The sequence below is a fragment of the Arthrobacter cavernae genome, assembly GCF_017368795.1.
GTDB lineage: Bacteria > Actinomycetota > Actinomycetes > Actinomycetales > Micrococcaceae > Arthrobacter > Arthrobacter cavernae.
The window spans coordinates 138926-164460 of sequence record NZ_JAFNLL010000004.1; the positions used below are offsets into that span (position 1 = coordinate 138926).

Here is a 25535-nt window from a genome sequence, read left to right on the forward strand (position 1 = left end):
CAATGAACGCCCCCGAAAACGCACACGGTCTGGACGCCGATCCCACACATCGGAACCGACGGCCCCTGGTATCGCTGATTTTCCCTGCCTTTGATGAACGCGAAAGCGTCGACGGCATGTTGGATTTCTATCGTGAAATCCGGGCGGAGTATGCAAAATTCGATTTTGAGATGATCGTCGTTGACGACGGATCCACAGATCAAACTGCCGAGGCACTGTATGCAGGCGCCGCCGATGGAGACCAGGTCAGGATCATAAGCCTGTCCCGCAACTGGGGATCCCACGCCGCCATCACCGCAGGAATCGAGAACTGTGCCGGCGATGCGGCGATCACCCTGAGCGCAGACCTGCAGGAACCCCTAAGCGCCATCGGCGATTTTCTTGACGAATGGGAAGCCGGGCATGACGTCGTGTGGGGCCTGCGCTCGGTCCGGGCTGCCAAGAAGGGCGCCAACGACCTCCTCGCGACGACATTCTCGAAAGTGTTGAACACCAACTCCGTTATTCCGACGTACCCCAAGGAAGGTCCATCTCAGATCCTGGTCTCCCGCCAGGTCATGGAAGTCATACGGTCCATGCCGGAGGCTAACCGAAACGTCCTGGGCATGATTGCATGGACAGGTTTCTCACAGGGCCGAATCTATTTCGAACAGAAGCCGCGTCCTTACGGCGGCAGCAAATGGACGCGCAAGAAGAAAATCAAACTGGTTCTTGACTCTTTTGTGGAATTCTCGACGGCGCCCCTTGAATGGCTGGGCACTCTTGGTTTTGCAATGGGTATTTTAGGCGGCGTACTGATCCTGTCGGCACTGGTCACCGCCTTCACCCCAGCGTCAGGTGTTGCCGGGTATTGCGTGATTGCTGGCCTGGTGCTTTTGACAGGTGGACTGAATCTCTTTGGGTTGCGGGTTCTGGGTGAGTACGTATGGCGAGGTGGGGATGACGCCCGCCGCCGCCCCACCTACATAGTCCGCGAGATTAGGGATTCCTCAGATAAATGAGTGAAGTCACTGAAAGCGACGCTGCACAAATGGGCTCGGAATCAGAAGTTCGCCGTGCTGTGACATTTCCCCGTACGGAGGCTCCGCCCGGACGTGTCTTTGACATGCTGCTCGTCGGCTCTGTCATTACGGTCACCGGACTGGCCTTGCGTCTGTTCATTCCAGGCCTTTACTTCTGGGGCGATAACGCTGATTCGTTTATTCCGCTGTGGCACCGCTTTGGTCAGGATCTCCGACAGGGCCAATGGCTGACGATGGATCCAAGCGGCTGGAGCGGCGGCAACTACGCAGCCGAGGCAGCGTACGGGATATTCAATCCCGTAACCCTGCTCAGTGGTGTTGTGATTTCCTTCCTGCAGGATCTCAGCTGGGGCGCAGCACTCATCATGGTCGAGTTCCTGGCCCTGCTCGGCATCGCCGTCTATTGCCTGGCCGTCAGCTACGGATCAGCGCGAGGGCCAGCAGTGGCGGTTGCCGTCGCTGTGCCATTTGGCGGCTTCACGTACTTCTATGGTGCGAATAACTGGGCCTCGGGCCTGATGGCTCTGACCTGGGTGATTTTCTTCTGGTGGGCAACCCACAGATCAAGCCAGGGACTCCGGGGGCCGCTTCTTCCCTTTGTTTTCGGGGCGCTCGCCATAACGACAGGGAACCCGTACGCCATTTTCGGTATTCTCGCGGTTCTGATGGCCGTGGGCCTGGAGATGCTGGTATTTCGGCAATGGAAGGACTTTCTTTACCTGTTCCTCCTGGGGCTGTCTCTCGGGGCGGTAGTGCTGCTCGTTTTCCTGCCACTCATGGAGTCGAGCGCGGTGCTGGGCAGACAGCCCATTGCAGGTGCTGAAAACTCGGGATACTTACGGCCCGAGCTCGGTGATCTGCTGGCCATGAGCCTGCCCGGCTATCAGCCGCATTTTGCTGCTTGGACTGGAATCCGGGACTATGTTCCGTCCACGTACCTCGCCTGGTTTATCGTCCCGTTCCTGCCCTGGCTGCACCTGGGTATTGTCAAAGCGCGGTGGCGGAGCCTCGTCAGCCTTCTGGTCTTCCAGGCGGGATATCTGCTTTTGGTCGTCGCCCCTTCGGATCTCTGGCTCTTTCGGTGGCCTCTCCGCACCATCGAGTACCTGTACGTAGGCGTTGCAGTGCTGTTCGCGCTGACCATTAGCGGAGGTCTGGCGACCAGCCACCGCAGGGTACGGATCGCTGCCACATCGGTCATTCTGGCGTTCGGACTGTACTATTCGTGGGCCGAAACCCCCGAGCATCTCAGTTTCCACCTTCTCGTTTCCTCGGTGCTCGTGGCGTTGACAGGCCTGGGACTGGTTGCCTACTGGAAGCTGGGGCTTCGAGGTCTCATGTCCGTGCTGCTGCTGGGCACACTGGTGATCTCGGCCATAGCCGCGCCGCGGTACTTCTGGGGAAATCAGAAGCTCGGGCTGGCTGTGGATATCAAGCAGGCGCACGACCTTACCAGCGTGGAGGACAAGAGTGCCGCGTTGCATGGGAACGTACTGATTCAGTCGACCCTAAAGGCCGAGAACAGTGAGGACGCTATCGCCAGTGGCGAGATCATCTCGGCCAACATCGCGGCGGCGGCCAGGGTCAACTCGCTGGGCCGGTATACAGGTATTGGCTTTGCAGCGTTCAATGGCTCGCTCTGCCTCGATTATCGCGGTTCAACTGCCTGCCCCGTTGCCGTGACGGCCCTTTTTTCAGACGTCGGCGGTGGGTTCGATGGAACGATGGCTGATGCATTGCAGGTCGAGTCCGTTGTGGTCCAGAAGGGCTACCATAACGCCGACTTCCTCTCCACCATTCCTGAGGACTGGGAACTGACAGCAGAGGACGACTACCGTTACGTGCTGCATCGCAAAGTCCAGCTCGAAAAGCATGGAACGGTTTCGGTGTCGACCAACGGCATGGACATTTCGACCATCGCTTCAGGTCCGCATCATGAGGCGTTCCGTTCGGAAGCAGCCAGCGACGGATCGGTTCTTCTGGCGAGGATGGCATGGCCGGGTTATCGTGCCACCGTGGACGGGAGATCCGTGCCGGTAAACCTGAGCTCGGGGGGGCTGGTCAAACTTGATATCCCGGCCGGTTCGCATTCCGTCGTGGTTGACTACAGGAGCCCCGGGCTTACCCGGGGGCTGGCGGCAGTAGGCAGTGCCTTCGCCGCCGTGGTGTTGTTCCAGATTCTGTACCTCTTGAGGAGATGGCCCTATGGCCGCCGAAAGTAAGGCACGACCTTGAAAACCGCACTTGGAACAAGGGCGTCGCGACCTGGCGGAGAATGAAAGTCGGATGTTACCGGGCTGGTATGATCTTGGCGGACGACTTCCCCGAACTATGCGGGACTTCAAAGTCGGGATTTCGGGAGAAACTCCTGCGAAGACAACTTAGCAGCCAGCTGCCCGGGCGTCCGGGTGCGGCTAACCACAGAAACTTGGAGCGCAATGCCACGGCAGATTCCACTCGGCCAGCCCACTGTTGGGCAAGAAGAACTTGATGCCGTAAAGGCTGTATTCGAATCCGGCTGGCTTTCGGGTGCGGGCCCGGCATGCAAGGCCTTCGAGGAAGAATTTGCTGAGGCGATCGGCGTGCCGTCCGCGCTCTCAACCTCCAACTGTGGCTCGGCGCTTCACCTCGGACTTATGAGCCTCGGCGTCAAGCCTGGCGACGAGGTCATCGTGGCCGACTACACGTTCCCGGCCACAGGCCACTCGGTGATGTGGGCCGGTGCGAAGCCGGTGTTCGCTGATGTCCGCCCGGACATCTGGACGATTGACCCGCAGGCTGCCGAGGCCGCGATCACCGACAAGACCGTCGGCATCATCGCCGTCGATGCCTTTGGGCAGCCGGCTGACTACGATGAGCTGAATGTCATCGCCAAGAAGAACGGCCTCTGGGTCATGGAAGACGCGGCCTGTGCCGCTGGAGCCAGCTACAAGGGCCGCAACGCCGGTGACTTGGCCGATGTCTCCGCCTTCAGCTTCCACGGACGCAAGGGCATCACTGCCGGCGAAGGCGGTGCGCTGACCAGCTCCAACTCCGAGCTGATAGAGCACGCCCGCAAGCTCCACACCTACGGCATCGCCCCGGCGCTGACGCGCGAAGGCGCCACCGACCTGCCGGTCCCGTCCTTCGATGAGCTCGGCTACAACTATCGGCTCTCCGACGTCGCTGCTGGCATCATGCGCGTGCAGCTCAAGCGCATGCCAACTCTTATGGCCGCCCGCAACCGGGCAGCCGACCAGTACCGGGAGCTCATCGGCGACCTCGAAGGCGTCACCATCCCGGCCGCACTGTCCGACCGCACCCACCCGTACCAGTCCTACGTGCTCACGTTCGACCGGGAAATCAACCGCGGTGCCGTCGCGATGGCACTGCGCGCAGAGGGCGTCGGCTGCAACTTCGGCACCTACGCCTCCCACGTCCAGCCGCTCTACGCCACCGACGTGGTCTGTGAAGTTTCCGCGGACCTGTTCAAGCGCCAGTTGGCCATCCCGATGCACGCCGAACTCAGTGAAGACGATGTCAGCTATGTGGCTGAGACGTTGCGCAAGGTGATGGCGGATCAGTCCGTCCGCGCCCTGTAAGTCCACAACCCTCAAGCTTTCCAGGCCAAGATAGAAGGAGCCATACCGACATGAGCGACGACAAGAAGACAGTATTCTTCACCGGTGGTGCAGGCTGGATCGGTCTGAAGACCGTACCCATGCTGCTGGACAAGGGCTACAAAGTCCGAATCTTTGACAATATGTTCCGCGGCGACCGCGATGCCGCCAACAAGCTGGCCGAGACCGGTCTGGTCGACATCGTTGACCAGGACGTGCGCTACGGCGGTGCCGTGCATAACGCCATGAAGGGCTGCAGCTTCGTCATCCACGCTGCCGCCGACTCGGTGAACCGCAGCCAGGCCGCCCCGTACGAGTCCATGGACATCAACGTCGTCGGCAGCCACAACGTCTTCGCTGCGGCCGCAGACCACGGCGTGGAGCGCGTCGTGTTCTGCTCCAGCGCCTCGGTCTACGGTGACCCGGAGAAGCTGCCGATGCACGAGGATGACACTCTGCGCCCGATCACGCCTTACTGCATCACTAAGCGCTCCAGCGAAGACATCCTGGCCTACTACGGCCGTCGTTCGGGTCTGTCCTGGAACGCCCTGCGGTTCTTCAATGTCTACGGTCCCGGCCAGAAGCTCACGGCTTACTACACTTCGGTGATCAACCACTTCGTGGCCCGCATCAAGAACGGCGAGTCGCCCATCATCGACGGCAAGGGTGAGCAGTCCATGGACTTCATCCACGTGCACGACGTCGCCCGCGGCATCGTTGCTGCGATGGAATCCGAGCAGGACAAGCTTGCGATCAACCTCGGCACTGGCATCGACACCACCGTTGCAGACCTCGCCCACATCCTCATCAAGGCTGTCGGCGCCGACGTCGAACCCATCTTCAACCCGCGCGATGTCATCGTCAGCCGCCGTGCTGCCGACATCACCCGTGCCAAGGAAGTCCTTAATTGGGAGCCGACCATCAAGGTCGAAGATGGCATGACCGAGTTGATCCTCAGCGGCAACTAATGTCACGCACCCCCGGCAAACTGCCTGCAAATGAATACCACGAGGCAGCATGGATTATCGGGGAGCCCTCTGTGGGTGAAGGCACCTGGATCGGTGCCTTCACCCTCATTGACGGCTCAGGCGGCCTCACGATTGGAGAAGGCTGCGATATCAGCAGTGGCGTGCACATCTACACGCACTCTTCGGCCAAGCGCTGTGTTTCCGGCCGGCGGTTCCCTGACGTGGAACGCCAGTCCGTCACGATCGGCAACCGCGTCTTCATCGGAGCCAATGCCGTTATCATGATGGGTGTCACCATCGGTGACGAGGCTGTTGTGGCGGCCGGGGCTGTCGTGTCCAAGGATGTTCCTGCCCGGACGGTAGTGGCGGGCGTCCCCGCCCGGAAAACCGCCGACGTCGTCATTGATTCGTCCGGTCATCCAAGCTTTCAAAAGGCCTTGAATTCATGACCTCTGCTGATATCCGTGATCCCGACAAGACTTCGTCTCCGGCACCGATGGAGCAGGGGGAACCGGACTCACACCAGCACATCCACGGAGAACACACGGCCAAGCCGACCCTCAAGTCCCGGCTGTCCGTGGCATTCCGCGTCCTACTCATCGCCGCGGCCCTCCTTTTTGCGGTGCTGTTCATCTCCGACAGATGGGCAGAAGTCGTCACGGCTTTGTCCCGGCTGTCCTTCCCGCTGGTCTTCCTCTCCTTCGTCGCTGTCATGGCAGGAATCATCTGCGGACTGATGAGCTGGCAAGTCCTCCTGGAGCACCTTGGACCCAAGGTCGGGGTGATCCGCGGAGCCCAGATCTTCCTGGTCGGATCGATCGGAAAGTATGTTCCCGGATCCGTCTGGGCTTACATTCTGCAGATCGAACTGGGCAGCCGCTACGGGGTCGCCCGTGCCCGCGTCTTCGCATCCACGCTCTTTTCCGTGGCGGTCGCCGCCGTCGGCTCGCTGCTGGCCGGTGGCCTGATTGTTCCGATGCTGGTAGCCAACCAGCCGATCTTCCTTTGGTTGTACGCGCTGCTGCCGATCGGCCTCGTAATGCTCCACCCGTGGGTCTTGACGAAGCTGGCCCGCCTGGGCTTTAAGCTGCTGCGCAAGCCTCGCCCGGACCACGGCCTGGGCTACGCGGTGGTAGCGCAGTCCCTCGGCTGGGCGCTGGCGGCCTATGTGCTCTATGGCATCCACCTGTACCTGATGGCGTCGAGCATCGGATTCTCCGGAGTCGGAGAGCTTTCCACGTCGATCGGTGCCATGGGTATCGGCATGATCGCCGGTCTGCTCGCCTTCTTCCTTCCTTCAGGCCTTGGTGCCCGTGAGGCGATCATCGTACTGGTCCTTGGACCCACCGTCGGCGTTGGCACAGCGACGGCTTTCGCGCTGCTGTCACGTGTCATGTTCACGATTGCGGACTTGGCCATGGCCAGCGCCGGTGCTCTTACGGCCGTGCGTCAGCGCCGTCGCGACGTGCCACTTCATGTCCGTGCGGACGAAGAAGACTAACGTCGAATCTCTCTTTGCCGTTTCGTAGTTTTCCTTTCCAGAATGTGAGTTGCTTATGTCCCGCGTAATCGTTGTCGGAGCCGGAATCGTCGGCCTGGCCGTAGCTTACGAGCTGACGAAGCGCGGTGATGTGCCGATCGTATTGGAGAAGGAATCTTCCGAAGCCCGCCACCAGACCGGCCGCAACTCCGGTGTCATCCACTCGGGCCTGTACTACAAGCCCGGAAGCCTGAAGGCGGCAATGGCCGTCAAAGGTGCAGAGTCGATCAGGGCTTTCGCCGAGGAACACGGAATTGACGTCGAGATTTGCGGCAAGCTGGTGGTTGCGGTGGAGCAATCCGAGGTGCCGGAGCTCGAGAAGCTTTACGAGCGCGGACTGGCCAACGGTGTTCCCTGCCGGATGATCAGCGCCGAAGAAGCCCGGGAATTCGAACCCCATGTCTCCTGCGTCGCCGCCCTCCGGGTGGAGAGTACCGGAATCATCGATTACAAGGGTGTTTGCCGCAAACTCGTCGAACTGATCCGTGCCGGGGGCGGGCAGGTTATCTTCGGGGCCGAGGTCCGGAGCATCGTTTCCGACGACAACGGTGTAACCGTCGACTGCCGCTCGGCAAGTTACGAGGCCGACTACCTGGCCAACTGCGCAGGGCTATACAGCGACCGCATCGCGAGCGCCGCTGGGTTGACGCCCGAAGCCCGCATCATTCCGTTCCGCGGCGAGTACTTCGAGCTTCGCCCCGAGGCTCACCACCTCGTGAAAGGGCTCATCTACCCCGTCCCTGACGCGCGGTTCCCGTTCCTGGGCGTGCACCTGACGAAGATGGTGGAGGGCGGCGTCCACGCCGGCCCGAACGCTGTCTTCGCCTTTGCCCGCGAGGGTTACGGCTGGACAAAAATCAACGTCAAGGAACTCTTGCTGAGCGCTAGCTGGCCTGGTCTCTGGATCCTGGGTGCGAAGTTCATTGGGCCCGCCTTGAACGAGACACGGCGGTCCCTGTCCCGGTCCCTGTTTGCCAAGAGCCTGCAGCGGCTTGTCCCTGCGGTTCGCAAGGAGGACCTCGTTCCCACCCACGCCGGGGTACGGGCCCAGGCCATGCTTCGCGATGGTTCGATGGTGGACGACTTCCTGTTTCAGAGGGCGCCGCGGCAGATCCACGTGCTTAACGCCCCGTCGCCGGCAGCAACTGCCGCACTCGAGATCGCGAAGGATGTCGTCGAGGAGCTTGACTCCTTCAAATAGTACCGCGGCCTGCAAGGTTTGCTTGCTTCGGCTGATGGGCGGGCGCGGTTCCGTTGCGGGCGCGGTGCTTTCGGCGCAAGCTGGTGGTGCGGGTTTCCGCCCTTCCCAGGAGGCTGCGATGGCACACCGCGTGGCGGTACGAGAAATCGACAACGACGAAGAGGCCCGGCTGCTGCAGCTCGTGCGGCGCGGCTCCGGACCCGTGGTGACTTGGCGCCGGGCCCAGATGGTGCTGCTCTCGGCCCGGGGCATGGACGTGTCCATGCTCGCCGAGGTCGCCTTCACCAGCCCGGACCGGGTCCGCGACGTCCTGCACAACTTCAACGACGACGGATTCGAGTCGCTGCACCCCCACTACGCCGGAGGGCGTCCCCCGAAATTCACCGATGCTCAACGGGACGAGATCAAGAAGATCGCGCTGGGGCGCCCCGCCGACCACGGCCTGCCGTTTTCCACCTGGGGCCTGTCGAAACTGGCCGACTACCTGGTGGACAAGGGGGTGGTGGAAGACATTTCCCACGAGGGCCTGCGCGTGCTCTTGCGCGAACAAGGTGTCTCCTTTCCAGTCCATCAAGACCTGGAAGGGCAGCACGGATCCCGACTACGAGGAAAAGGCCAACCGCGTCCAGGCGCTCTATGAAATCGCCGATGGCAAGGCGGAACCCGGCCAGGGCGACCCTGACGTGGTGATCTGTTTCGACGAGTTCGGGCCCTTGAATCTCCAGCCCCGCCCGGTCACCAGTGGGCCCCGGCCGCCACGGGACCCGGTGACGTCAGCCCCGCGCCGGCGACGGAGACGGGCGAGCTACAAGCGTCCCCACGGGGTCAGGCACCTGCTGGCCGGCTACGACCTGTCCACCGACCGGCTCTACGGGCACGTCAAGACCAACAAGCGCCGGACCGAGTTCCTGGCCTTCCTGCGCTACCTGCGGTCGCTGCACCCGCTGGGCCAGCGGATCGCCATCATCATGGACAACTATGGCCCGCACCTGTCCACCAGGGTGGACACCCGGGTCGGGGACTGGGCCGCGGCGAACAACGCCGAACTCGCCTACGTGCCCTTCTACAGCTCGTGGCTCAACCGGATCGAACCGCAGTTCACCGCCCTGCGCTACTTCGCCCTCGACGGCACGGACCATCCCAGCCACACGGCGCAGGCCGGCATGATCCGCCGCTTCATCAGCTGGCGCAACCACCACACCACCGACCCGAAGCTGCGCAAGGTGATTCACCGTGCCTCTAATCAAACGGGCAAAGGTTGCCTGACGCGGTAATAGGATGCCAGCGCCGATGATGGTCGGACACGGAGTAAAGAAGCTGGAGCTGCGACGGATGTCGCAGCTCCAGCTTCTTGTCGTGCCGACAACCGCGGGACGGTCTACTGTCGTGGACTGGAACCCAGCACGTACAGCTGGGACCATCCGGCGCCGAGACTGCTGACGCGACCCCATGACCCGGTCCCGGTGAAACCGTATGAACTCAGCTCATCGCTTCCCCAACGGGCCACAAGGCCTGGCTTGCCATCGCCGAATTGGTTCCGGGCCGCGCTCACCGCTGTCACGCCTGCCCAGCCCGTTCCCACGACGGGGCGCGCCTCGGCCACAAAAGCACCTTGGCCGTCCGTGCGGTACAGCAACATGTTGCCTGCAGTGGTGCGGGCCAGGATGTCAGTCTTTCCGTCGCCGTTCCAATCAGTGACGGTGACGTCCATGTCAGACCATCCGACACCTAGATCGTTTCCTTGATAGGCCAACGCGGACCCTTGCGGGTTGGCGTATTGCCACATCCGTCCGTCAGCACCCGTGGCAAAGACCGAGGGGAATGTATCTGTGGACCGCCACTTTCCTACAGTGAGCCTCATCGTTGCGAAGCCGGAACTGCCGATTGCCCGAGGGGCGTCAAAGCCGCCGGCGCGCAAACCGAAGTAGACATACAGCGGACCTGATTTGGATTGAGCCACAATGTCGATGACGCCATCTTGGTTCCAGTCCGTGGCAAAGGCAGTCTTAGTGTCGGTCCATCCAGTCCCGATGGTCATGGGAGCTGTGACTCCGCCGTTGCCCGTCGCCGGGTATCGCTGAAGGCGGCCCTGGCCATCAATGGCGAGAACGTCGGCTTCACTTTTAATGGAAGGATTCTCCACCGGAAGCGGCGGCGGCGGGGGCGTCAGATCCTGGGATCCCGCGATTTTCAAGTCTTTCCAATTGCCGGGGACCACGTAGGCGGCGTTCCACCCACCGGTTCCGTTCATGGGGTAGTAGCGAAGCGTGCCGTTGATCCAGCGACCCAGGAGTCCTGTGAAGGATGACTGGTCGAAGTTCCAAATGGGGCTGACGCTGTTGATATTCTCCCAGCCGCTGCCGACTGCAGGCCTCGGCTCCGAACGGAAGGTTCCGTTGCCGTCGGACCGGTAGAGGAGTAGCCGGCCGTCCACTTGCTTGGAGAGAATGTCCGGTGCGCTGTCGCCGTCGAAGTCGACCAAGGTAACGGTAGATTCGCCCCAACCGACACCAAGTGATGTTGCCGAAGGGCCTATGTTCCGACCATCCAGGTTGTTGTAATACCACAGATTGCCGTTGGGATCCTTCGCCGCAATGCCGGGATAACGGTCGGTCATGCGCCAGCGGTTAACGCTGAGCTGAAGCCCGGCCCAGGCAGTTCCATTTGCTATGGAGTACGGGCCTGCGAAGCCACCGCTGGCACCTCCGTAAAAGACGTTGACGCGGCCGTCAGTCCATTGCGCAACGACATCAATCACGCCGTCCTGGTTCCAGTCGGTTGTGAATACAGCCTTGGTGTTCTGGAATCCATTTCCGATCGTGTACGGCTGCTTGTAACTGCCCTGGCCATTCGAAGGATAGTTCCAGAGGTTGCCCGCAGTGTCCACTGTGACCACGTCAGCTGAACTTCGTATTGACGGCGAATATAGCGAGTCGGAGACTGCCGCAAACGTCTGGAGCTGCTGGTAGGTCCCGTTCCACACATTCGAGTCCCCAGCAAACGGTCCAGTGCTGCTGTACTGCCACATGCTGAATTGGCTCCAGCTAGCGGGCAGCGTGCCTGGGGAATTGGTAGGTGAATACGGATACGCTGCAATCCAGAGCGGATAGTCCCCGAAGCCGGTGGCGTTTCCGGTGCAGCGAGACCACCAATCTGTGGTGCTGTAGATGACGGGGTAACGGCCGGTCAGTGACCTCACGGTGTTGCCGAAATCTGTGATCCAGGTCGTCATCTGCGCCGCCGACATTCCATAGCAGACGTTGCCGAAGTAGAACCCGTTGATGGTCCGGCTTTCATAGGGGTTGTACTCGATATCCAGGACGGGTGGGAGCGTGTAGCCATCTGCGCTCCAGCCGCCCCCATTGGCCACAAAGTACCGAGCCTGGTCGGCACCCGAAGACCAGTTGGGAATCGCGAAGTGGTACGCTCCCCGGATCATGCCGATATTGCGCGAGCCGTTGTACTGCTGGGCGTAGTTCCCGTTCAGGTAGTAGTTGCCTTCGGACGCCTTGACGTAAGCCCAACGCGAGCCCTGGTTCCACTGGGCCGGCCAATCGACATTGCCCTGGTGCGCGCTGACGTCCTGGCCCTGAACGCCGATCGACGGACGCCAATGGCTGGGATCAGTAGCCGCCGGGACTGCGAGGGGGACAGCGCCACCCACAGAACGGGAACCTGGCGACACCGATGATGCTTTTGTCTGCTTGTCAGCCAGCACTCGCGGGGACCGTTGCCCCATCTCTGCGCCGCCTGCAGGGATGGCCTGACGCATGGCTGCCTTCATGGCCTCGGCAACGGGAGAGCTATCTCCGGGCGTGGCCGGCATTGGCGCGGCAGGGGAGGGGGTGGCCGTTGTCGGAGCCGACGATTGCCCGGGCGCCGGGAACAGCGTCACGGACCGTCCGTCGCCGGTCACGGGAGCCGGGCTCTTGGGTTGACCGGGCGTGGCTGTCGACTCGGGGGAAAGTGGGACCGAGGCCGACGGCCTCGGAGCAGGTTCTACAGGTTCGGACCAAGCAGGACCGCTGACCGAGGCAGTGGTCAGCAGTGCCAGTGACAGAGTGAACCCTGTGCGGGCCAAGACGAAACGACGAAAAGTTCCAGCTTTTGTATTTTTCATTTTCCATTCCGGCCGGCGCCGCGTCGGCAGCGGTGCGTGGTGTTAGATTGCGAACGAAGCTTCGGCGACTAACGCCCTTCGCATGACACCAAAGGCCAGCTCCTAACTGGCCAACAGTAACATTCTGGGTCTGGAGTGACCAGTGATGCAGGTGTTATTGAAGGGGTGCCCAAGAACCCGCCCGAGGCGTTGTCGCCTTCATGGCCGCCGCTCTCGACCTGCACATCCAGAATTTGGGGCTTGTCCCTGCCCGCACCCGGGTACGCGAATACTCTCCTTCGTCACAGCCTGACGCTGCGTCCTCGGTATTTGGCCGAGGAATGGAAAGCAACCTAGAATTACGAACGGCCCACGGATCGTTGAACGGCTTGACGCCGACAGTACTGGGACGCGTGGAAGCAGGAAGACCAGCCGGCAATCGCATGGCATCTGGACTGCCAGCGGGGCCTATTCAGGACAGCCGCCACAGACTGGCGGCCTGGAAAACGGTTCTGATCCGTGCCGCATCCGGGATCTGGCTGCGGCTGTATGGCGACATGTGAGGATACAAGCAGTCAAATGCGCGTCGTGATTCTAGCTGACATCGGTCAGCCTGTCTACCATGTTGGTGACGAAGCAATGGCGCATGCTGCTGTTTTGGAACTGGCTTCCCGGGGTGTCGAGGACGTCGTGCTCCTCAGCCGGGACGCCGGGGATTCAAAGAAGCGCTTTTCCACCGGCGCGGTTCCCACTCTGCAATTCCCCTGGCCGCCCTTGGAGCGTGAGAGACATTTGCAGGATGTCACCCGGGCCCTGCACGGGGACCGTACGGCGCTGCCGCCGGAGGACCCCGCCTGGGAGGTATTCAGCACCATTGCTTCTTCAGACGGAGTGCTGATCGCCGGCGGAGGCAATCTGAATTCGGTCTATGGCTGGCTGTTGTACGAGCGTGCCGCGGTGGCGCGGATCGCCGCGTACTACGGCAAGCCGCTGGTGGTCTCCGGCCAGACGCTCGGACCGGCTTTGGTCGGACCTGACGGTTGTGTGCTGCAGGAAATGCTGACCGCAGCCGAACTGGTTGGAACCCGCGAAGCCGGATCGTTTGAGCTGGCTTCTGGCTGGGCCCTTGAAGATGGCAGGCTTGTGGCAGGGCTCGACGACGCGTCCTTCCTTGCGTCTTCAGCCGCGCCTGCCGGGGAGCAAATTCAGCAGGAGCCGTACATAGTTGCGACGTTCGGCCCCGGGACCGGCGGGCTCGACCAGAAGACGTTTTATGGGCAAGTAGCCGCGATCCTTGACGACGTGGTTGCCTTTACCGGTCTGAAGGTCTTGCTGGCACCGCACATGGGAACCCCGGACCAATGTGATGCCGACGTCGAATCCCATGAGAATATCCGCTCCCTTACCAGCTCCGGCATGGTGGAGTGTCTGCCCATCCAAGGCGCTGCTGAGACGGCAAGGCTGACGGCATCAGCCGATTTGGTGCTCTCATCGCGGTACCACCCTTTAGTATTCGCCATTGATGGCTGCACACCGGTTGTTGGCCTGTCCGTCGATGATTACAGTGATGTGCGCCTCAAGGGTGTCATGGTCAACTGGGGTCTGGAGGACTTGAGCCTGACCCTTCCCTCGCTGCTCTCGGGAGACTATCTGAGCGCAGTCCGCGATGCATGGTCACGGCGCGGTGACATCCAGGCACATCTGGCCGCCCACCGCGGGATGCGCGTGGAAGAGGCGGCAGTTTGGTGGGACGCCGTCGTCGGGGTCTTCGCCGGAGACGATCCCGGGCTCGTACGGGGCCTGAACCCAGCACCGCCCCTAAAGTTAACGCGGCCCTCCGCAGCTGAAACGGAGCTGCCACGGCGGCTGTTTAATTCGCTGACCGCCCAAATATCGGTCTCAAGGCTGGAACTCGAACGGCTCCGGGGCGAGCTTGATCTTTGCCGGTCAGGGGCTGAAACGGCACGAACGGAACTCAGCAGCATCCGGTCATCCCGTTCCTTCCGGTTGGCCAGGAAGCTGGCTGGGATTGCTGCGAAAATACGGCCCCGCAGGCAGCCCTGAACTTTCCGTTCGAAATTCTTTCCCCGCAAGCATGTCCCAGTGAAACCACGCAGGAGCCAGCCCTATGCCAGAGATGCCCTCCGCATCCGTCGCCATCGTAATGCGTACCAAGAACAGACCGGTTCTGCTGGACCGGGCGGTACGGGACGTTTGTCAACAGACCTACCAGGACTGGACATTGGTCGTCGTGAACGACGGCGGCAATCCAGAGGAAGTGGAATCTGTTGCCGGCCGCTATGCGGACCAGACTGACGGACGCTTGTCGATCATCCATAACGTGAATTCAGTGGGCATGGAAGCTGCCTCCAACCTTGGCGTTCGGGCCTCGGATTCCACGTACATCGTGATTCACGACGACGATGACGAATGGCGGGAGGATTTTCTCCAAGCGACCGTCGACTACCTGGAGCGCTCGAACGACGAGGGTGTCATGGTGCGCACCGAGATCGTTTACGAACGGGTCCAGGACGACACCATTGAAGAACTGAGCCGCGAGATCTTCGAACCGGAGCTCTCTGAAATCACTTTGTTCGACTTGCTGCGGGTAAACAGGGGCGTTCCGATTTCCTTCCTCTACCGCCGCAGCGTCCATGAGCGGATCGGCTACTACGATGAGAATCTGCCTGTCGTGGGGGACTGGGAATTCCATCTCCGCTTCGCGAAGTACTCCAGCATCGGTTTCCTGGACGGTGAGCCTAGGGCTTTCTGGAACCAGCGGCGGGAATCGGCCGGCGACATGGGCAACAGCGTCATTTCCCAGCAAGACCAACACCGGAAGTACGATCTGCAGGTCCGCGATCAACATCTGAGGGAATATGCAGAGAAGAACGGTCTGGGGGCACTCCTGTATCTGACCAAGATCCTGGACATCCAAGGCCAGGAATCACGGGGGCGTTCCGATCATTCCGACAGCATGGTGTTTGAGACGCTGGAAATAGTACGCGGATTGACCAGCAGGATCGAGCATCTGGAAAACGTGCTGAACCGCCTCGAAAGTCCTGTGGCTAGTCTTGATGCCACTGTAGGCCGACTGGAATCTGCTGTCAGCGATGCCAGTATTATCAGCCTGGCGCGCAGGCGTTACCGCAGATTTAGGGAACGCATGCTCCGGCGTCGGGGGTAAGCCCTGCCGCATGAAGGTTATCCACAGCTCTACTTGTATGAATTGTTCGAGCAGACTGGTGTCCTTTAGCTTTAAGGCAGTTGAACTGCCTCAGCCTGGAGGTGGTCGTCGTATTGGGGGCACTGATGGATGCAGTAAGCATCGTCGAAGGCGAAGTCCGGGAATTGATTCGTCGTCGCGGGCTGGATCCGTTGAAGCAGTCCGGCGAGGTGCACCGGCTGGTCGAGGCCGCGGTCAGTGACTACGACGAGCGCGCGCTGCTTGGCCCGCTGCCGCCGCTGGGACACCTCGAGAGTGCCCGGAAGTACGTGTTCGACGCCGTGGCCGGCTTCGGCGCTCTCCAGCCCCTTCTGGATGATCCCACCATCGAAGAAGTCTGGCTCAATGCCCCCAACGAGGTCTACGTTGCCCGGAACGGCGAATCGGAACTGACCTCCATCATCCTGAGCGAGCAGCAGGTCCGCGATTTGGTGGAGCGCATGCTGAAGAGCTCGGGCCGCCGTCTGGACCTGTCTTCCCCGTTCGTGGATGCTGCCCTGCCGGACGGCTCGCGGCTCCACGTCGTGATCCCAGACGTGACCAGGAAACACTGGGCAGTCAACATCCGTAAGTTTGTCGCCAAGGCCAGCCGGCTGGAGCATCTCGTGGAGCTGGGCACGTTGACGCCGCAGTCGGCACGGTTCCTGGGCGCCGCAGTGGCTAGCGGCCTCAACATTCTCGTCTCCGGCGCCACCCAGGCAGGCAAGACCACCATGCTCAACTGCCTGGCTGCCAGCATCGGTTCGCGCGAACGCGTGATCACGGTCGAGGAAATCTTTGAGCTCCAGTTCCCGCTGCGTGACGTCGTCGGGCTCCAATGCCGGCAGGCCAACCTGGAAGGCGAGGGCGAGATCCCGCTTCGCAGGCTGGTCAAGGAAGCCCTCCGCATGCGGCCTGACCGGCTGGTGGTGGGCGAAGTCCGCGAGGCGGAGAGCCTCGACATGCTGATCGCGCTTAATTCAGGCCTTCCCGGCATGTGCACGGTCCACGCCAACTCGGCCCACGACGCCGTCACCAAGATCTGCACGCTTCCCCTCCTCGCGGGCGAGAACATTTCAAGCGCCTTCGTGGTGCCCACTGTGGCATCATGCATCGACCTTGTGGTCCACTGCAGCCGGCACGCCAACGGCAGGAGGCAGGTCACCGAAATCCTGTCCCTTGGCCGACGGGTGGAAAACGGCATCATCGAGTCTTCCACGGTTTTCGGCATGGTGGACGGACAGCTTCAAGCCAAACCCAACTCCATGCCTGCGGCGGAGAAGTTCGCGCGGGCCGGATACGATGTCGCGGCGCTGCTGGAGCAGTACTGATGGCGCCGCTGCTGGGCGTGATCTGCGGCCTCGGGGTCTTCCTGATCTGGTGGTCGGCCTGGGAGCAGCCTGCGGTTTCCGTCCGGGAAGCGAAGCCCAAACGCCTCGAAACCCTGCTCATGACGGCAGGCATTGAGAAGGTCACCGGAGCGGGACTTCTGGCCAGCTGTGCCGGGCTCGGCCTCTTCTCCTTGCTTGTCTTCTTCATTGTCACGGGATCCCCGCCGGTCTCGCTCTGCTTCGGGCTCTTCGGCGCCTGGCTGCCCATTGCCTTGGTCAGATGGCGGGCCCGCAAAAGGACGGCGATGCTCCGCCAACTTTGGCCCGACGTCGTCGATCACCTGCGCTCCGCCATCCGTGCGGGGCTCTCGCTTCCTGAAGCGATCATCCAGCTCGGATACAAAGGACCCGAGGAACTGCGCCACCTGTTCCTCGACTTCGGTGCCGACTACCGCTCGGGCGGACACTTTGATGCCGCCCTGGGCAAGCTTAAGGACCGTTTGGCCGACCCCGTCGCCGACCGCATCATCGAGGCACTCAGGATGACCCGCGAGGTGGGTGGATCCGATCTTGGGCGGCTTCTGGGAACACTGGCCGAATTCCTCCGGGAAAGCGCCAGGACACGTAGCGAGCTTGAGGCCAGGCAATCATGGACCGTCAACGCGGCCCGGCTTGCCGTGGCCGCGCCGTGGATTGTCCTGGTGGTGCTGGCCAGCCGTCCCGAGGCCATGCACGCCTACAACTCTGCCTTGGGCGCAGCGGTGCTGCTCGGCGGCTTGCTCATCTCGATGTTCTGCTACTCGGTCATGCTGCGCATTGGCGCCCTTCCCGAGGACGAAAGGGTGCTTCGATGACCACCCTGACGGCCATCACGGTGCTTTGCGGGCTGCTCCTGGGAGCGGGCCTGTGGCTGGTCCTGGCCAGGCTGCCGTTCATGCGGGCAACCACGTTTATCGAGCGCATCGAGCCCCAGCTGAAATCGCAGAACCTCGAATCGCGCTTGCTGCGGTCCTCGAACCACAACATCACCCCGTTCGGACCACTGGAACGTATCCTGCGCCCCGTGGTCCAGGACGGGCTGCATTTCCTGGCCCGGTTCAACTTCGGATCCACGGCACTGAACAAGCGTCTCGCCCAGGCAGGCTCCGGCAAGGCAGCGCTCGACTTTCGGGCCGAGCAGCTCCTATGGGCTGCCTGCGGTTTTGTGGTCGCGGTGCTGTTTGTTGTCTTCAGCGCAGCTGCCGGGCGCTTCAGCCCCGTGTTGGCGGTGGTTTCCGTCGTCGGCTCCGCATTCGGCGGATTCCTCCTCCGCGACTACATCCTGGGCGTCCAGATCAAACGCCGCGAGGCCAGGATGCTGGCAGAATTCCCGAGCCTCGCCGAACTGATGGCCTTGGCCGTCAGCGCAGGGGAGAGCGCCATGGGTGCGTTGGACCGAGTGTGCCGCAGCGCCCGCGGCGAACTTGCCAAGGAGTTCTCCCTGGTGCTGGCGGACACGAGAGCCGGCAAGCCCCTTGTAGAGGCGCTGCAGGAATTCTCGTCCAGGACCGAACTGCCGCCCTTGGTCCGCTTTGTTGACGGACTGGTGGTCGCCATCGAACGGGGCACCCCGCTGGCCGACGTGCTCCGTGCACAGGCCGCGGATGTCCGGGACGCCTCCAAACGCGAGCTCATGGAATCGGCCGGCCGCAAGGAAATCGGCATGATGGTGCCCTTGGTCTTCGGGGTGCTGCCACTGACTGTGCTTTTCGCCGCCTTCCCGGCGATCGCTGCACTGCAAATGAATCTTTGACCAGGCAGACGCCACACACAGAAATGGGAACCACATGAAGAAGATTGGGCTCCACAGCCTGTTGATCGCGCTGACCATGTTGGTCTGGCCGCTTACTGCCAGAATCAACACGGCGTTGGGGAGGGGAGCAGCAGCCACGGACCACCGCGAAAGGGGAGACGTCCCCGGCTGGGTCATGATCACGCTGATGTCAGCGGTGCTCGTCGCAGGCTTGCTGGCCGTGGCCACGCCTGCCCTCGAAGGCCTTTTCAATCAGGCCATGGACAAGGTCGGCAAGTAGGCGATGCCCGGACACAGGACGGATCCCGGAGGAAAGGCTGAATCCGCCCCCGCTCGCACCAGCCCGGACGAACGGGGATCCGCCGTGGTCGACTTCGTGATGGTCGGCGCCCTCGTCACTGTGTTCTTCCTGGCGATCATCCAACTGACGCTCGTGCTGCATATCCGCAACACGCTCATCGATGCCGCCTCCTCCGGCGCGCGGCATGGTGCGCTCGCCGACAGGACCCCCGCCGACGCCCGGGAACGCACCGCCGGACTGATCGGTACTGCCCTCAACGGTGAATTCGCCAGGGACATCACGACGGCGGAAGCCACCTTCCAGGGCGTCCGCACCCTGGAGGTCACCGTCAGGGCGCCGCTGCCGGTCATTGGGCTGATCGGTCCCGCCGCCGTCCTGGAGGTGAAGGGCCATGCTGCTGTCTCCGGCTGATGTGTCCGCCGCCGTCGCCGCCCGCTGCCGTGTTGCGCTGTGCCGTCCCGGCCCCGAGGACACTAACAGGCCAGGGCATGAGGAAGGCAGCGCCGTGGTGGAGTTCACGTTCCTGGCACTGCTGCTCATGGTGCCTGTGGTCTACTTCATCGTCACGGTCGGCCAGCTCCAGGGCGGCTCCTTCGCCGTCGTCGGTGCGGCAGACCAAGCAGCAAAGGTCTTCGTCGCGCAGCCCGACGCCGGCAAAGCCCAGGCAGCGGCCGAACAAGCCGCCCTGATCGCCCTTGCTGACCACGGACACGGAGCCGAACGTGCCGCCGTCGACATCAGCTGCGACCGCAGCGACTGCCTGTCCGCAGGCGCCGCCGTCACGGCCACTGTCCGCCTGACGGTACCGCTGCCCATGGTGCCGTATGGCGACACACTCAACCTGGATGCCGGCCACCTCACGGCCTCGGCCACCCAGATCGTGGGGCGGTTCCGGTGACGGGCCGCGGATCAAGGGGACCCGAGCCAAGGGGACCCGAGCTCGGAGGGCCGGAGTCGAACGGTGCGGAGCCCGGCGGACGCGGCCGAACCGGCAACGAAGACGGCCAGATGATGCTCCTGATTGTGGGCTTTGTCCTGATAGCCCTGCTCCTCGCCACCGTGGTCACCGCGGTTTCTGCCGTCTACATCGAGCACAAGAAGCTGCTCTCAATGGCCGACGGCGCCTCGGTGGCCGCCGCCGACAGCTACACCCTGGGGCAGCTCGAAGGCGCAGCCGGTGAACCCAGCGCGCTGCTCAACGGTGAGCGCGTACGCAACGTCACGCAGAGCTATCTCACCTTGAACAGCGCCTACTCGCGCTTTGACCGGCTGGCCATTGCCGCCGGAACCGGGAGCCCGGACAGCGCTACGGCCGAGGTTGTTCTCAGCGCAGTGGCGCATCCACCTGTGGTCAGTTTCCTGTTGCCCGACGGAGTCCTCATTGAAGCACGGTCCACTGCCAGATCACGGCTCATCCGATAGCCGGTCCGCGGCCGTCATATGCCCGGCTCTGGGCAGGGGAGCATGGTGGATGGCGTAGGCTTGATAGACCATGGCTCAGATTGATTTTCCCGCAGAGATCCGCGCGCTTCGCGCCACCTACAGCTCCATCGAGAACGTTTCCGATGTTGAGGCGATCAAGGCAGACATTGCCGAGCTGAGCGAAATGGCCGGTGTCCCGGACCTGTGGGACGATCCTGCCGCGGCGCAGAAGATCACGTCCAGGCTCTCGCACCGCCAGTCGGAGCTGGAGCGGCTGACGACGCTCGCAGCCCGCATTGACGATCTTGAGGTCCTGGTGGAGCTTGGCCAGGACGAAGGCGATGAGGACTCGATGGCTGAGGCCGCCAAGGAACTTGAATCGGTCCGCAAGTCCCTGACTGATCTGGAAGTCGTCACCCTGCTTTCGGGCGAATACGACGAGCGCGAGGCCGTGGTGACCATCCGCGCCGGCGCCGGCGGCGTGGACGCGGCCGACTTCGCCGAAATGCTGATGCGCATGTACCTGCGCTGGGCCGAGCGCCACGGCTACCCGACCACCGTCATGGACACGTCCTACGCCGAAGAGGCCGGCCTGAAGTCGGCCACCTTCGAAGTCAAAGCCCCCTACGCCTTCGGCACGCTCAGCGTGGAGGCAGGCACGCACCGTTTGGTCCGGATCAGCCCTTTCGACAACCAGGGCCGCCGCCAGACGTCTTTTGCCGCCGTCGAGGTCATCCCGCTGATCGAACAGACCGACTCCATTGAGATCCCGGACAACGAAATCCGCGTGGACGTCTTCCGGTCCTCGGGCCCGGGCGGCCAGTCGGTCAACACCACGGACTCCGCCGTCCGCCTGACGCACATCCCCACCGGGATCGTCGTATCGATGCAGAACGAGAAATCCCAGCTGCAGAACCGTGCGGCCGCCATGCGTGTGCTCCAGTCCCGCCTCCTCCTCGTCAAGAAGGAACAGGAAGATGCCGAAAAGAAGGCCTTCGCCGGCGACGTCAAGGCTTCCTGGGGCGACCAGATGCGCTCCTATGTCCTGAACCCGTACCAGATGGTCAAGGATCTGCGTACCGAGCACGAAGTGGGCAACACCTCCGCAGTGCTCGACGGCGACATCGACGACTTCATCGACGCCGGTATCCGCTGGCGCACAGAGAACCGCAACACCGCCAGCTAGCAGCGATTGGCGACACGCCCCGGAATCCCCGTGTTTCGCGGACCCGGCCTGCGTATAGTCGAGGAGCCGGTGCTCTCTTTCCCCCACCTAAAGCCCCTGCGCCGGCTGTTGGACTGCGCCATGAGCGACGTCCGGCGGGGGTTCTGAAAAGCCATGATCAGATTTGAGAATGTCACCAAGGTCTACGAGCAGAACGCCAGGCCGGCGCTCGACTCCGTCAGCCTCGAGATCAACCGCGGCGAGTTCACCTTCCTTGTGGGTGCCTCGGGCTCCGGTAAGTCGACGTTTCTGCGGCTGATCCTGAAAGAGGACCGGGCCACCTCCGGTTCGGTGTACGTGGCCGGACAGAACGTTGCCAACATTTCCAGCTGGCGCGTCCCCAAACTCCGCCGCGGCATTGGCGTCGTTTTCCAGGACTTCCGCCTGCTGCCGCAGAAGAATGTCTTTGCCAATGTGGCCTTCGCCATGCAGGTCATCGGCAAGAGCCGTTCGGTCATCCGTGAAACGGTTCCGGAAGTGCTGAAAACTGTTGGCCTGGAGGGCAAAGAACGCCGCATGCCGCACGAGCTCTCCGGCGGCGAGCAGCAGCGTGTGGCGATCGCCCGCGCCGTGGTCAACCGGCCCGGCATTCTGCTGGCAGACGAGCCTACCGGCAACCTGGACCCCATCACGTCCATGGGCATCATGGGTGTCCTGGACAAGATCAACCAGAACGGCACCACTGTTGTGATGGCAACGCACGACGACGACATCGTCAATGAAATGCGCCGCCGCGTGGTGGAACTCAAGGACGGCACCGTGATCCGCGATGAAGCCAAGGCCCTCTACACCTCGATGATCCCGGTGGTGGGGGAGTCCCGGCGGCTCCGCGATGCCAGTGGCGAAGAGCTGGTCCGTGCGCAGGGAGGCCAGCTGTGAGGCTTGCGTTCATCCTCGGTGAAATCGGAAGCGGCCTCCGCCGCAACCTGTCCATGGTGGTCTCGGTGGTCCTGGTGACCTTTGTATCCCTGACCTTCGTGGGCGCCGCCGGCATGCTGCAGATGCAGATCAACCAGATGAAGGGCTTCTGGTACGACAAAGTCCAGGTAGCCGTCTTCCTCTGCAATGACGGCTCGACGGCCGTTGGCTGCGCCTCCGGCCCGGCCACGAAGGAGCAGCAGGCCAACCTCCAGTCCATGCTCGAATCCCCGGCGGTCAAGCAGTACATCAACGACTTCCAGTTCGAATCCCAGGGCGAGGCGTACGCGCACTTCAAGGAGCAGTTTTCCAACTCCCCGATTGTTGATTCCGTGAGCGAGGACCAGCTCCCAGCGTCCTTCCGCATCAACATGAAGAACCCGGAGAAATACCAGATCATCAGCGAGACGTTTTCCTCGCAGCCCGGTGTCGAGACCGTGAGCGACCAGAGGCAGGTCCTTGAACGGATCTTCGCCTGGATGAACGGTGCCTCGGTCGCTGCTGTGGGAGTCGCTGCGATCATGATCTTCTGCGCAGTCCTGCTGATCACCACGACGATCCGGCTCTCCGCGTTCAGCCGTCGACGGGAAACCGGCATCATGAGGCTGGTGGGCGCGTCCAAGACCGTCATCCAGCTGCCCTTCATCCTCGAAGGCGTCATCGCAGCGGTGGTGGGCGCGGTGCTGGCCTCAGTCACGCTGTGGCTCATGGCCCACTTCTGGTTGAACGGGGACCTGTCCAGGCAGTTCCTGAACACACCCTTCATCTCATCTGCCCAGGTTCTGGTGATCGCTCCGGTGCTCATAGCACTCGGCGGCGGCCTAGCCGGAATATCCTCCCTGCTGACCCTTCGCCGGTACGTGAAGGTCTAGCGTGAAAAACAGTGCTGACAACCGTAAAGGAATCCTGATGACCGCGCTCAAGCTGAAGTCTCTGCACGGGGGCCGCTTGGCCGGCCGGGCCCGGATACTCGGCGCCACCCTGGTAGTCGGCCTCGCGGTGAGCATGGGGGCCGCGGCCCCGGTGGCGCGCGCAGACAATCTTGAAGACCAGCAGGCCGCGCTGCAAGCTGAGGCCGCCAGGGTTGAGCAGTCACTGGAGTTCGTGGATTCCAAGATCGCCAAGGCCGCCGGGGACCTGGTGATGTACCAGGGCCAGCTCCCCGGGGCACAGCAGGCGCTGCTGGAGGCCCAGGGCCGGGTTGCAGGTGCCGTCAAGGAAGTCGAGGCCCTCGCGGCCCGGGTGGATCTGGCCCAGCAGAACAAGGCCAAGATCACTGAACAGCTTGAGAACGACAAGCAGAAGATCAGCGACACCAAGAAACTGATCGGACAGATCGCCTCGCAGGCCTACAAGTCCGGCGGCGTGCCCACCAACATCGCCCTGCTGTTCGGCTCCAACGATTCCGGCAACCTGACCGAATCCATGGACCTCGCCGACCAAGCGATGCGAAGCCAGAACGCGGCGATGAACAAGCTCACGCAGCAGAACGCCACCAACGTCAACTCCCAGGCGAGGCTTGCCGCCGTCGAGGAGGAAATCAAGGACCTGAAGTCCAAGGCCGATGCCGCCCTGGAGCGGGAGAAGGCTGCCCGCGATGAGGCCGCCGCCAAGAAGGCGGAAGTTGACCGCCTCATCGATGACACCACACGGCTGAATGCCCAGTTGCAGGCGGCCAAGCCGGGCATCGAGAACGACCTCCGGCGGGTCAAGGCTGCCCAGGACGCGGTGGCGGCCGAGATTGTGGAGCGCGACCGCAAGCTCCGCGAAGCATGGGAGGCAGAACAGCGCCGGATCGCCGAGGCTGCGGCCGCCGCAGCTGCGGCCGCTGCTGCGGCGCAGGGTCAGGCGCCGCCTCCCGTGGTGGATTTTGTTCCGCCGATCGGCTCGCCGTCGGCCTTCGGCCTGCGCCACCCCTTCGCCGGCATTCCCATCACTTCCGGCTTTGGCTGGCGCGCCACACCGCCGGGCACCATCGACTTCTACGGCACGGGCGGTTACATGCACGCGGGCATCGACTTCGGTGCGCCGTGCGGCACCCCTGTCTATGCCGCTGCCGCGGGTACTGTTTTCTCCTCCGGCTGGGGTAACGACGGCGGCGGATACCGGGTGAAGATCTCGCACGGTGTGATGGCTGGCAACTCGCTGACGACGATCTATTACCACAACTCAAGCGTGACCGTCTCGAGCGGCCAGCACGTGAGTCAGGGCCAGCTGATCGCCTACTCCGGAACCACCGGCAACTCCACCGGGTGCCACTCGCACTTCGAGACAGTCCTGAATGGGCAGTGGGTAGATCCCATGACGCTCCTCTAGTCCATTCCGGGCTGTTCCGGCGCTGGCGTAAACTAGTAGCAATCTGCAATTGACAAGGAGTTCTACCGTGCCCAAGGAAAGTGGCCGTAAGGTAGTGGCCACCAATCGGAAGGCCCGGCATAACTACCATGTCCTCGACACCTATGAGGCCGGCATCGCCCTCATGGGAACCGAGGTGAAGTCCCTCCGCGAAGGCCACGCCTCCATGGTGGATGGCTTCTGCACGTTCTATAACGATGAACTGTGGATGGAGGGCATCCACATCCCCGAGTACAACCAGGGGAGCTGGACCAACCACGCCGCTCGCCGCCGTCGGAAGCTGTTGTTGCACCGCGAGGAGCTCAACAAGATCTCCGTGAAGATCCGAGAGTCCGGCTTCACGGTGGTCCCGCTGCAGCTGTATTTCCTCGACGGCCGGGCCAAAGTGGAAATCGCGATTGCCCGCGGTAAGAAGGACTACGACAAGCGCCAGACGCTGCGCGAGCAGCAGGACAAGCGCGAGTCGCTGCGCGAACTGCGGGAGCGCAACCGCCGTTAGCTGCTATCGGCGCCGTGCCTCTGAGGATGGCCGTGTCCCGGGAATGATCCGTGCCGTT

General features: G+C 62.5%; 24 protein-coding genes. 23 read left to right on the forward strand and 1 reads right to left on the reverse strand.

The features are described 5' to 3' along the window. The first annotated feature begins 2 nt into the window (after nucleotides 1-2). The 9 genes from J1902_RS02455 to J1902_RS02495 all read left to right on the forward strand — a co-directional run bounded on the left by J1902_RS02455 (nucleotide 3) and on the right by J1902_RS02495 (nucleotide 9604). On the forward strand, nucleotides 3-1001 hold the full coding sequence (locus J1902_RS02455) for a glycosyltransferase family 2 protein (RefSeq protein WP_207614677.1): 999 nt from the start codon (nucleotides 3-5) through the stop codon (nucleotides 999-1001). Next, entirely contained in the window at nucleotides 998-3244 is a 2247-nt protein-coding gene (locus J1902_RS02460) for a hypothetical protein (protein ID WP_207614678.1), read from the forward strand. The genes J1902_RS02455 and J1902_RS02460 overlap by 4 nt, the downstream gene beginning before the upstream one ends. A gap of 216 nt (nucleotides 3245-3460) precedes the next feature. Then, nucleotides 3461-4603 (forward strand): DegT/DnrJ/EryC1/StrS family aminotransferase, encoded by a 1143-nt coding sequence (locus J1902_RS02465; RefSeq protein ID WP_207614679.1) that lies wholly within the window; start codon nucleotides 3461-3463, stop codon nucleotides 4601-4603. A 50-nt stretch (nucleotides 4604-4653) separates the two neighbouring features. Next, the gene (locus tag J1902_RS02470) at nucleotides 4654-5589 is read left to right on the forward strand and encodes an NAD-dependent epimerase/dehydratase family protein (protein ID WP_207614680.1); all 936 of its coding nucleotides are present in this window, start codon (nucleotides 4654-4656) and stop codon (nucleotides 5587-5589) included. Continuing rightward, on the forward strand, nucleotides 5589-6038 hold the full coding sequence (locus tag J1902_RS19630) for an acyltransferase (RefSeq protein WP_207614681.1): 450 nt from the start codon (nucleotides 5589-5591) through the stop codon (nucleotides 6036-6038). The genes J1902_RS02470 and J1902_RS19630 overlap by 1 nt, the downstream gene beginning before the upstream one ends. After that, entirely contained in the window at nucleotides 6035-7090 is a 1056-nt protein-coding gene (locus J1902_RS02480; protein ID WP_207614682.1) for a lysylphosphatidylglycerol synthase transmembrane domain-containing protein, read from the forward strand. The genes J1902_RS19630 and J1902_RS02480 overlap by 4 nt, the downstream gene beginning before the upstream one ends. Before the next feature lie 55 nt (nucleotides 7091-7145). Continuing rightward, entirely contained in the window at nucleotides 7146-8330 is a 1185-nt protein-coding gene (lhgD, locus tag J1902_RS02485) for an L-2-hydroxyglutarate dehydrogenase (RefSeq protein WP_207614683.1), read from the forward strand. A gap of 118 nt (nucleotides 8331-8448) precedes the next feature. Further along, entirely contained in the window at nucleotides 8449-8970 is a 522-nt protein-coding gene (locus J1902_RS02490; RefSeq protein WP_207614684.1) for a helix-turn-helix domain-containing protein, read from the forward strand. Beyond that, a complete protein-coding gene (locus J1902_RS02495) occupies nucleotides 8882-9604 on the forward strand; it encodes a transposase (RefSeq protein WP_307794349.1) in 723 nt (240 codons plus the stop codon). Before J1902_RS02490 ends, J1902_RS02495 begins: the two co-directional genes overlap by 89 nt. A 104-nt stretch (nucleotides 9605-9708) precedes the next feature. Here the strand turns inward: J1902_RS02495 and J1902_RS02500 are convergent, their stop codons facing one another. Continuing rightward, complete coding sequence (locus tag J1902_RS02500; RefSeq protein ID WP_307794350.1) at nucleotides 9709-12048, reverse strand: GH25 family lysozyme; 2340 nt, start codon at nucleotides 12046-12048, stop codon at nucleotides 9709-9711. Nucleotides 12049-13008: 960 nt separating this feature from the next. Between J1902_RS02500 and J1902_RS02505 the strand changes: the two genes are divergently transcribed. The 14 genes from J1902_RS02505 (at nucleotide 13009) to smpB (ending at nucleotide 25477) form a co-directional block, all read left to right on the forward strand. Beyond that, complete coding sequence (locus tag J1902_RS02505; protein WP_207614686.1) at nucleotides 13009-14493, forward strand: polysaccharide pyruvyl transferase family protein; 1485 nt, start codon at nucleotides 13009-13011, stop codon at nucleotides 14491-14493. Nucleotides 14494-14557: 64 nt separating this feature from the next. Further along, nucleotides 14558-15616, forward strand: coding sequence for a glycosyltransferase family 2 protein (locus tag J1902_RS02510; protein ID WP_207614687.1), 1059 nt, complete (start codon nucleotides 14558-14560; stop codon nucleotides 15614-15616). A gap of 125 nt (nucleotides 15617-15741) precedes the next feature. Further along, complete coding sequence (locus tag J1902_RS02515) at nucleotides 15742-16965, forward strand: TadA family conjugal transfer-associated ATPase (RefSeq protein ID WP_207614688.1); 1224 nt, start codon at nucleotides 15742-15744, stop codon at nucleotides 16963-16965. Then, complete coding sequence (locus J1902_RS02520; protein WP_207614689.1) at nucleotides 16965-17819, forward strand: type II secretion system F family protein; 855 nt, start codon at nucleotides 16965-16967, stop codon at nucleotides 17817-17819. Before J1902_RS02515 ends, J1902_RS02520 begins: the two co-directional genes overlap by 1 nt. After that, the gene (locus J1902_RS02525; RefSeq protein ID WP_207614690.1) at nucleotides 17816-18757 is read left to right on the forward strand and encodes a type II secretion system F family protein; all 942 of its coding nucleotides are present in this window, start codon (nucleotides 17816-17818) and stop codon (nucleotides 18755-18757) included. Before J1902_RS02520 ends, J1902_RS02525 begins: the two co-directional genes overlap by 4 nt. Before the next feature lie 76 nt (nucleotides 18758-18833). After that, nucleotides 18834-19037, forward strand: coding sequence for a hypothetical protein (locus J1902_RS02530; RefSeq protein ID WP_372434336.1), 204 nt, complete (start codon nucleotides 18834-18836; stop codon nucleotides 19035-19037). Between the two features lie 3 nt (nucleotides 19038-19040). Continuing rightward, a complete protein-coding gene (locus J1902_RS02535) occupies nucleotides 19041-19469 on the forward strand; it encodes a TadE family protein (protein ID WP_207614692.1) in 429 nt (142 codons plus the stop codon). Then, nucleotides 19450-19956: a hypothetical protein gene (locus tag J1902_RS02540; protein WP_242701511.1), complete on the forward strand. Its 507-nt coding sequence runs from the start codon at nucleotides 19450-19452 to the stop codon at nucleotides 19954-19956. Before J1902_RS02535 ends, J1902_RS02540 begins: the two co-directional genes overlap by 20 nt. Before the next feature lie 110 nt (nucleotides 19957-20066). Continuing rightward, complete coding sequence (locus J1902_RS02545) at nucleotides 20067-20480, forward strand: pilus assembly protein TadG-related protein (protein WP_207614693.1); 414 nt, start codon at nucleotides 20067-20069, stop codon at nucleotides 20478-20480. A 70-nt stretch (nucleotides 20481-20550) separates the two neighbouring features. After that, nucleotides 20551-21666: a peptide chain release factor 2 gene (prfB, locus tag J1902_RS02550; RefSeq protein WP_207614694.1), complete on the forward strand. Its 1116-nt coding sequence runs from the start codon at nucleotides 20551-20553 to the stop codon at nucleotides 21664-21666. Between the two features lie 153 nt (nucleotides 21667-21819). Continuing rightward, nucleotides 21820-22584, forward strand: a complete 765-nt coding sequence (ftsE, locus tag J1902_RS02555) for a cell division ATP-binding protein FtsE (RefSeq protein ID WP_207614695.1) — start codon at nucleotides 21820-21822, stop codon at nucleotides 22582-22584. Beyond that, nucleotides 22581-23495 (forward strand): permease-like cell division protein FtsX, encoded by a 915-nt coding sequence (gene ftsX, locus J1902_RS02560; protein WP_207614696.1) that lies wholly within the window; start codon nucleotides 22581-22583, stop codon nucleotides 23493-23495. Before ftsE ends, ftsX begins: the two co-directional genes overlap by 4 nt. Before the next feature lie 37 nt (nucleotides 23496-23532). Further along, nucleotides 23533-24939 (forward strand): M23 family metallopeptidase, encoded by a 1407-nt coding sequence (locus J1902_RS02565; RefSeq protein ID WP_207614697.1) that lies wholly within the window; start codon nucleotides 23533-23535, stop codon nucleotides 24937-24939. Nucleotides 24940-25006: 67 nt separating this feature from the next. Beyond that, nucleotides 25007-25477 (forward strand): SsrA-binding protein SmpB, encoded by a 471-nt coding sequence (gene smpB, locus J1902_RS02570; protein ID WP_207614698.1) that lies wholly within the window; start codon nucleotides 25007-25009, stop codon nucleotides 25475-25477. The last annotated feature ends 58 nt before the right edge of the window (nucleotides 25478-25535 follow it).

Excerpts from the sequence above, each read along its gene's own strand:
- J1902_RS02455 (WP_207614677.1), top strand. The coding sequence starts at position 3 with ATGAACGCCCCCGAAAACGCACACGGTCTGGACGCCGATCCCACACAT.
- J1902_RS02460 (WP_207614678.1), top strand. The coding sequence starts at position 998 with ATGAGTGAAGTCACTGAAAGCGACGCTGCACAAATGGGCTCGGAATCA.
- J1902_RS02465 (WP_207614679.1), top strand. The coding sequence starts at position 3,461 with ATGCCACGGCAGATTCCACTCGGCCAGCCCACTGTTGGGCAAGAAGAA.
- J1902_RS02470 (WP_207614680.1), top strand. The coding sequence starts at position 4,654 with ATGAGCGACGACAAGAAGACAGTATTCTTCACCGGTGGTGCAGGCTGG.
- J1902_RS19630 (WP_207614681.1), top strand. The coding sequence starts at position 5,589 with ATGTCACGCACCCCCGGCAAACTGCCTGCAAATGAATACCACGAGGCA.
- J1902_RS02480 (WP_207614682.1), top strand. The coding sequence starts at position 6,035 with ATGACCTCTGCTGATATCCGTGATCCCGACAAGACTTCGTCTCCGGCA.
- lhgD (WP_207614683.1), top strand. The coding sequence starts at position 7,146 with ATGTCCCGCGTAATCGTTGTCGGAGCCGGAATCGTCGGCCTGGCCGTA.
- J1902_RS02490 (WP_207614684.1), top strand. The coding sequence starts at position 8,449 with ATGGCACACCGCGTGGCGGTACGAGAAATCGACAACGACGAAGAGGCC.
- J1902_RS02505 (WP_207614686.1), top strand. The coding sequence starts at position 13,009 with ATGCGCGTCGTGATTCTAGCTGACATCGGTCAGCCTGTCTACCATGTT.
- J1902_RS02510 (WP_207614687.1), top strand. The coding sequence starts at position 14,558 with ATGCCAGAGATGCCCTCCGCATCCGTCGCCATCGTAATGCGTACCAAG.
- J1902_RS02515 (WP_207614688.1), top strand. The coding sequence starts at position 15,742 with ATGGATGCAGTAAGCATCGTCGAAGGCGAAGTCCGGGAATTGATTCGT.
- J1902_RS02520 (WP_207614689.1), top strand. The coding sequence starts at position 16,965 with ATGGCGCCGCTGCTGGGCGTGATCTGCGGCCTCGGGGTCTTCCTGATC.
- J1902_RS02525 (WP_207614690.1), top strand. The coding sequence starts at position 17,816 with ATGACCACCCTGACGGCCATCACGGTGCTTTGCGGGCTGCTCCTGGGA.
- J1902_RS02530 (WP_372434336.1), top strand. The coding sequence starts at position 18,834 with ATGTTGGTCTGGCCGCTTACTGCCAGAATCAACACGGCGTTGGGGAGG.
- J1902_RS02535 (WP_207614692.1), top strand. The coding sequence starts at position 19,041 with ATGCCCGGACACAGGACGGATCCCGGAGGAAAGGCTGAATCCGCCCCC.
- J1902_RS02540 (WP_242701511.1), top strand. The coding sequence starts at position 19,450 with ATGCTGCTGTCTCCGGCTGATGTGTCCGCCGCCGTCGCCGCCCGCTGC.
- J1902_RS02545 (WP_207614693.1), top strand. The coding sequence starts at position 20,067 with ATGATGCTCCTGATTGTGGGCTTTGTCCTGATAGCCCTGCTCCTCGCC.
- prfB (WP_207614694.1), top strand. The coding sequence starts at position 20,551 with ATGGCTCAGATTGATTTTCCCGCAGAGATCCGCGCGCTTCGCGCCACC.
- ftsE (WP_207614695.1), top strand. The coding sequence starts at position 21,820 with ATGATCAGATTTGAGAATGTCACCAAGGTCTACGAGCAGAACGCCAGG.
- J1902_RS02565 (WP_207614697.1), top strand. The coding sequence starts at position 23,533 with ATGACCGCGCTCAAGCTGAAGTCTCTGCACGGGGGCCGCTTGGCCGGC.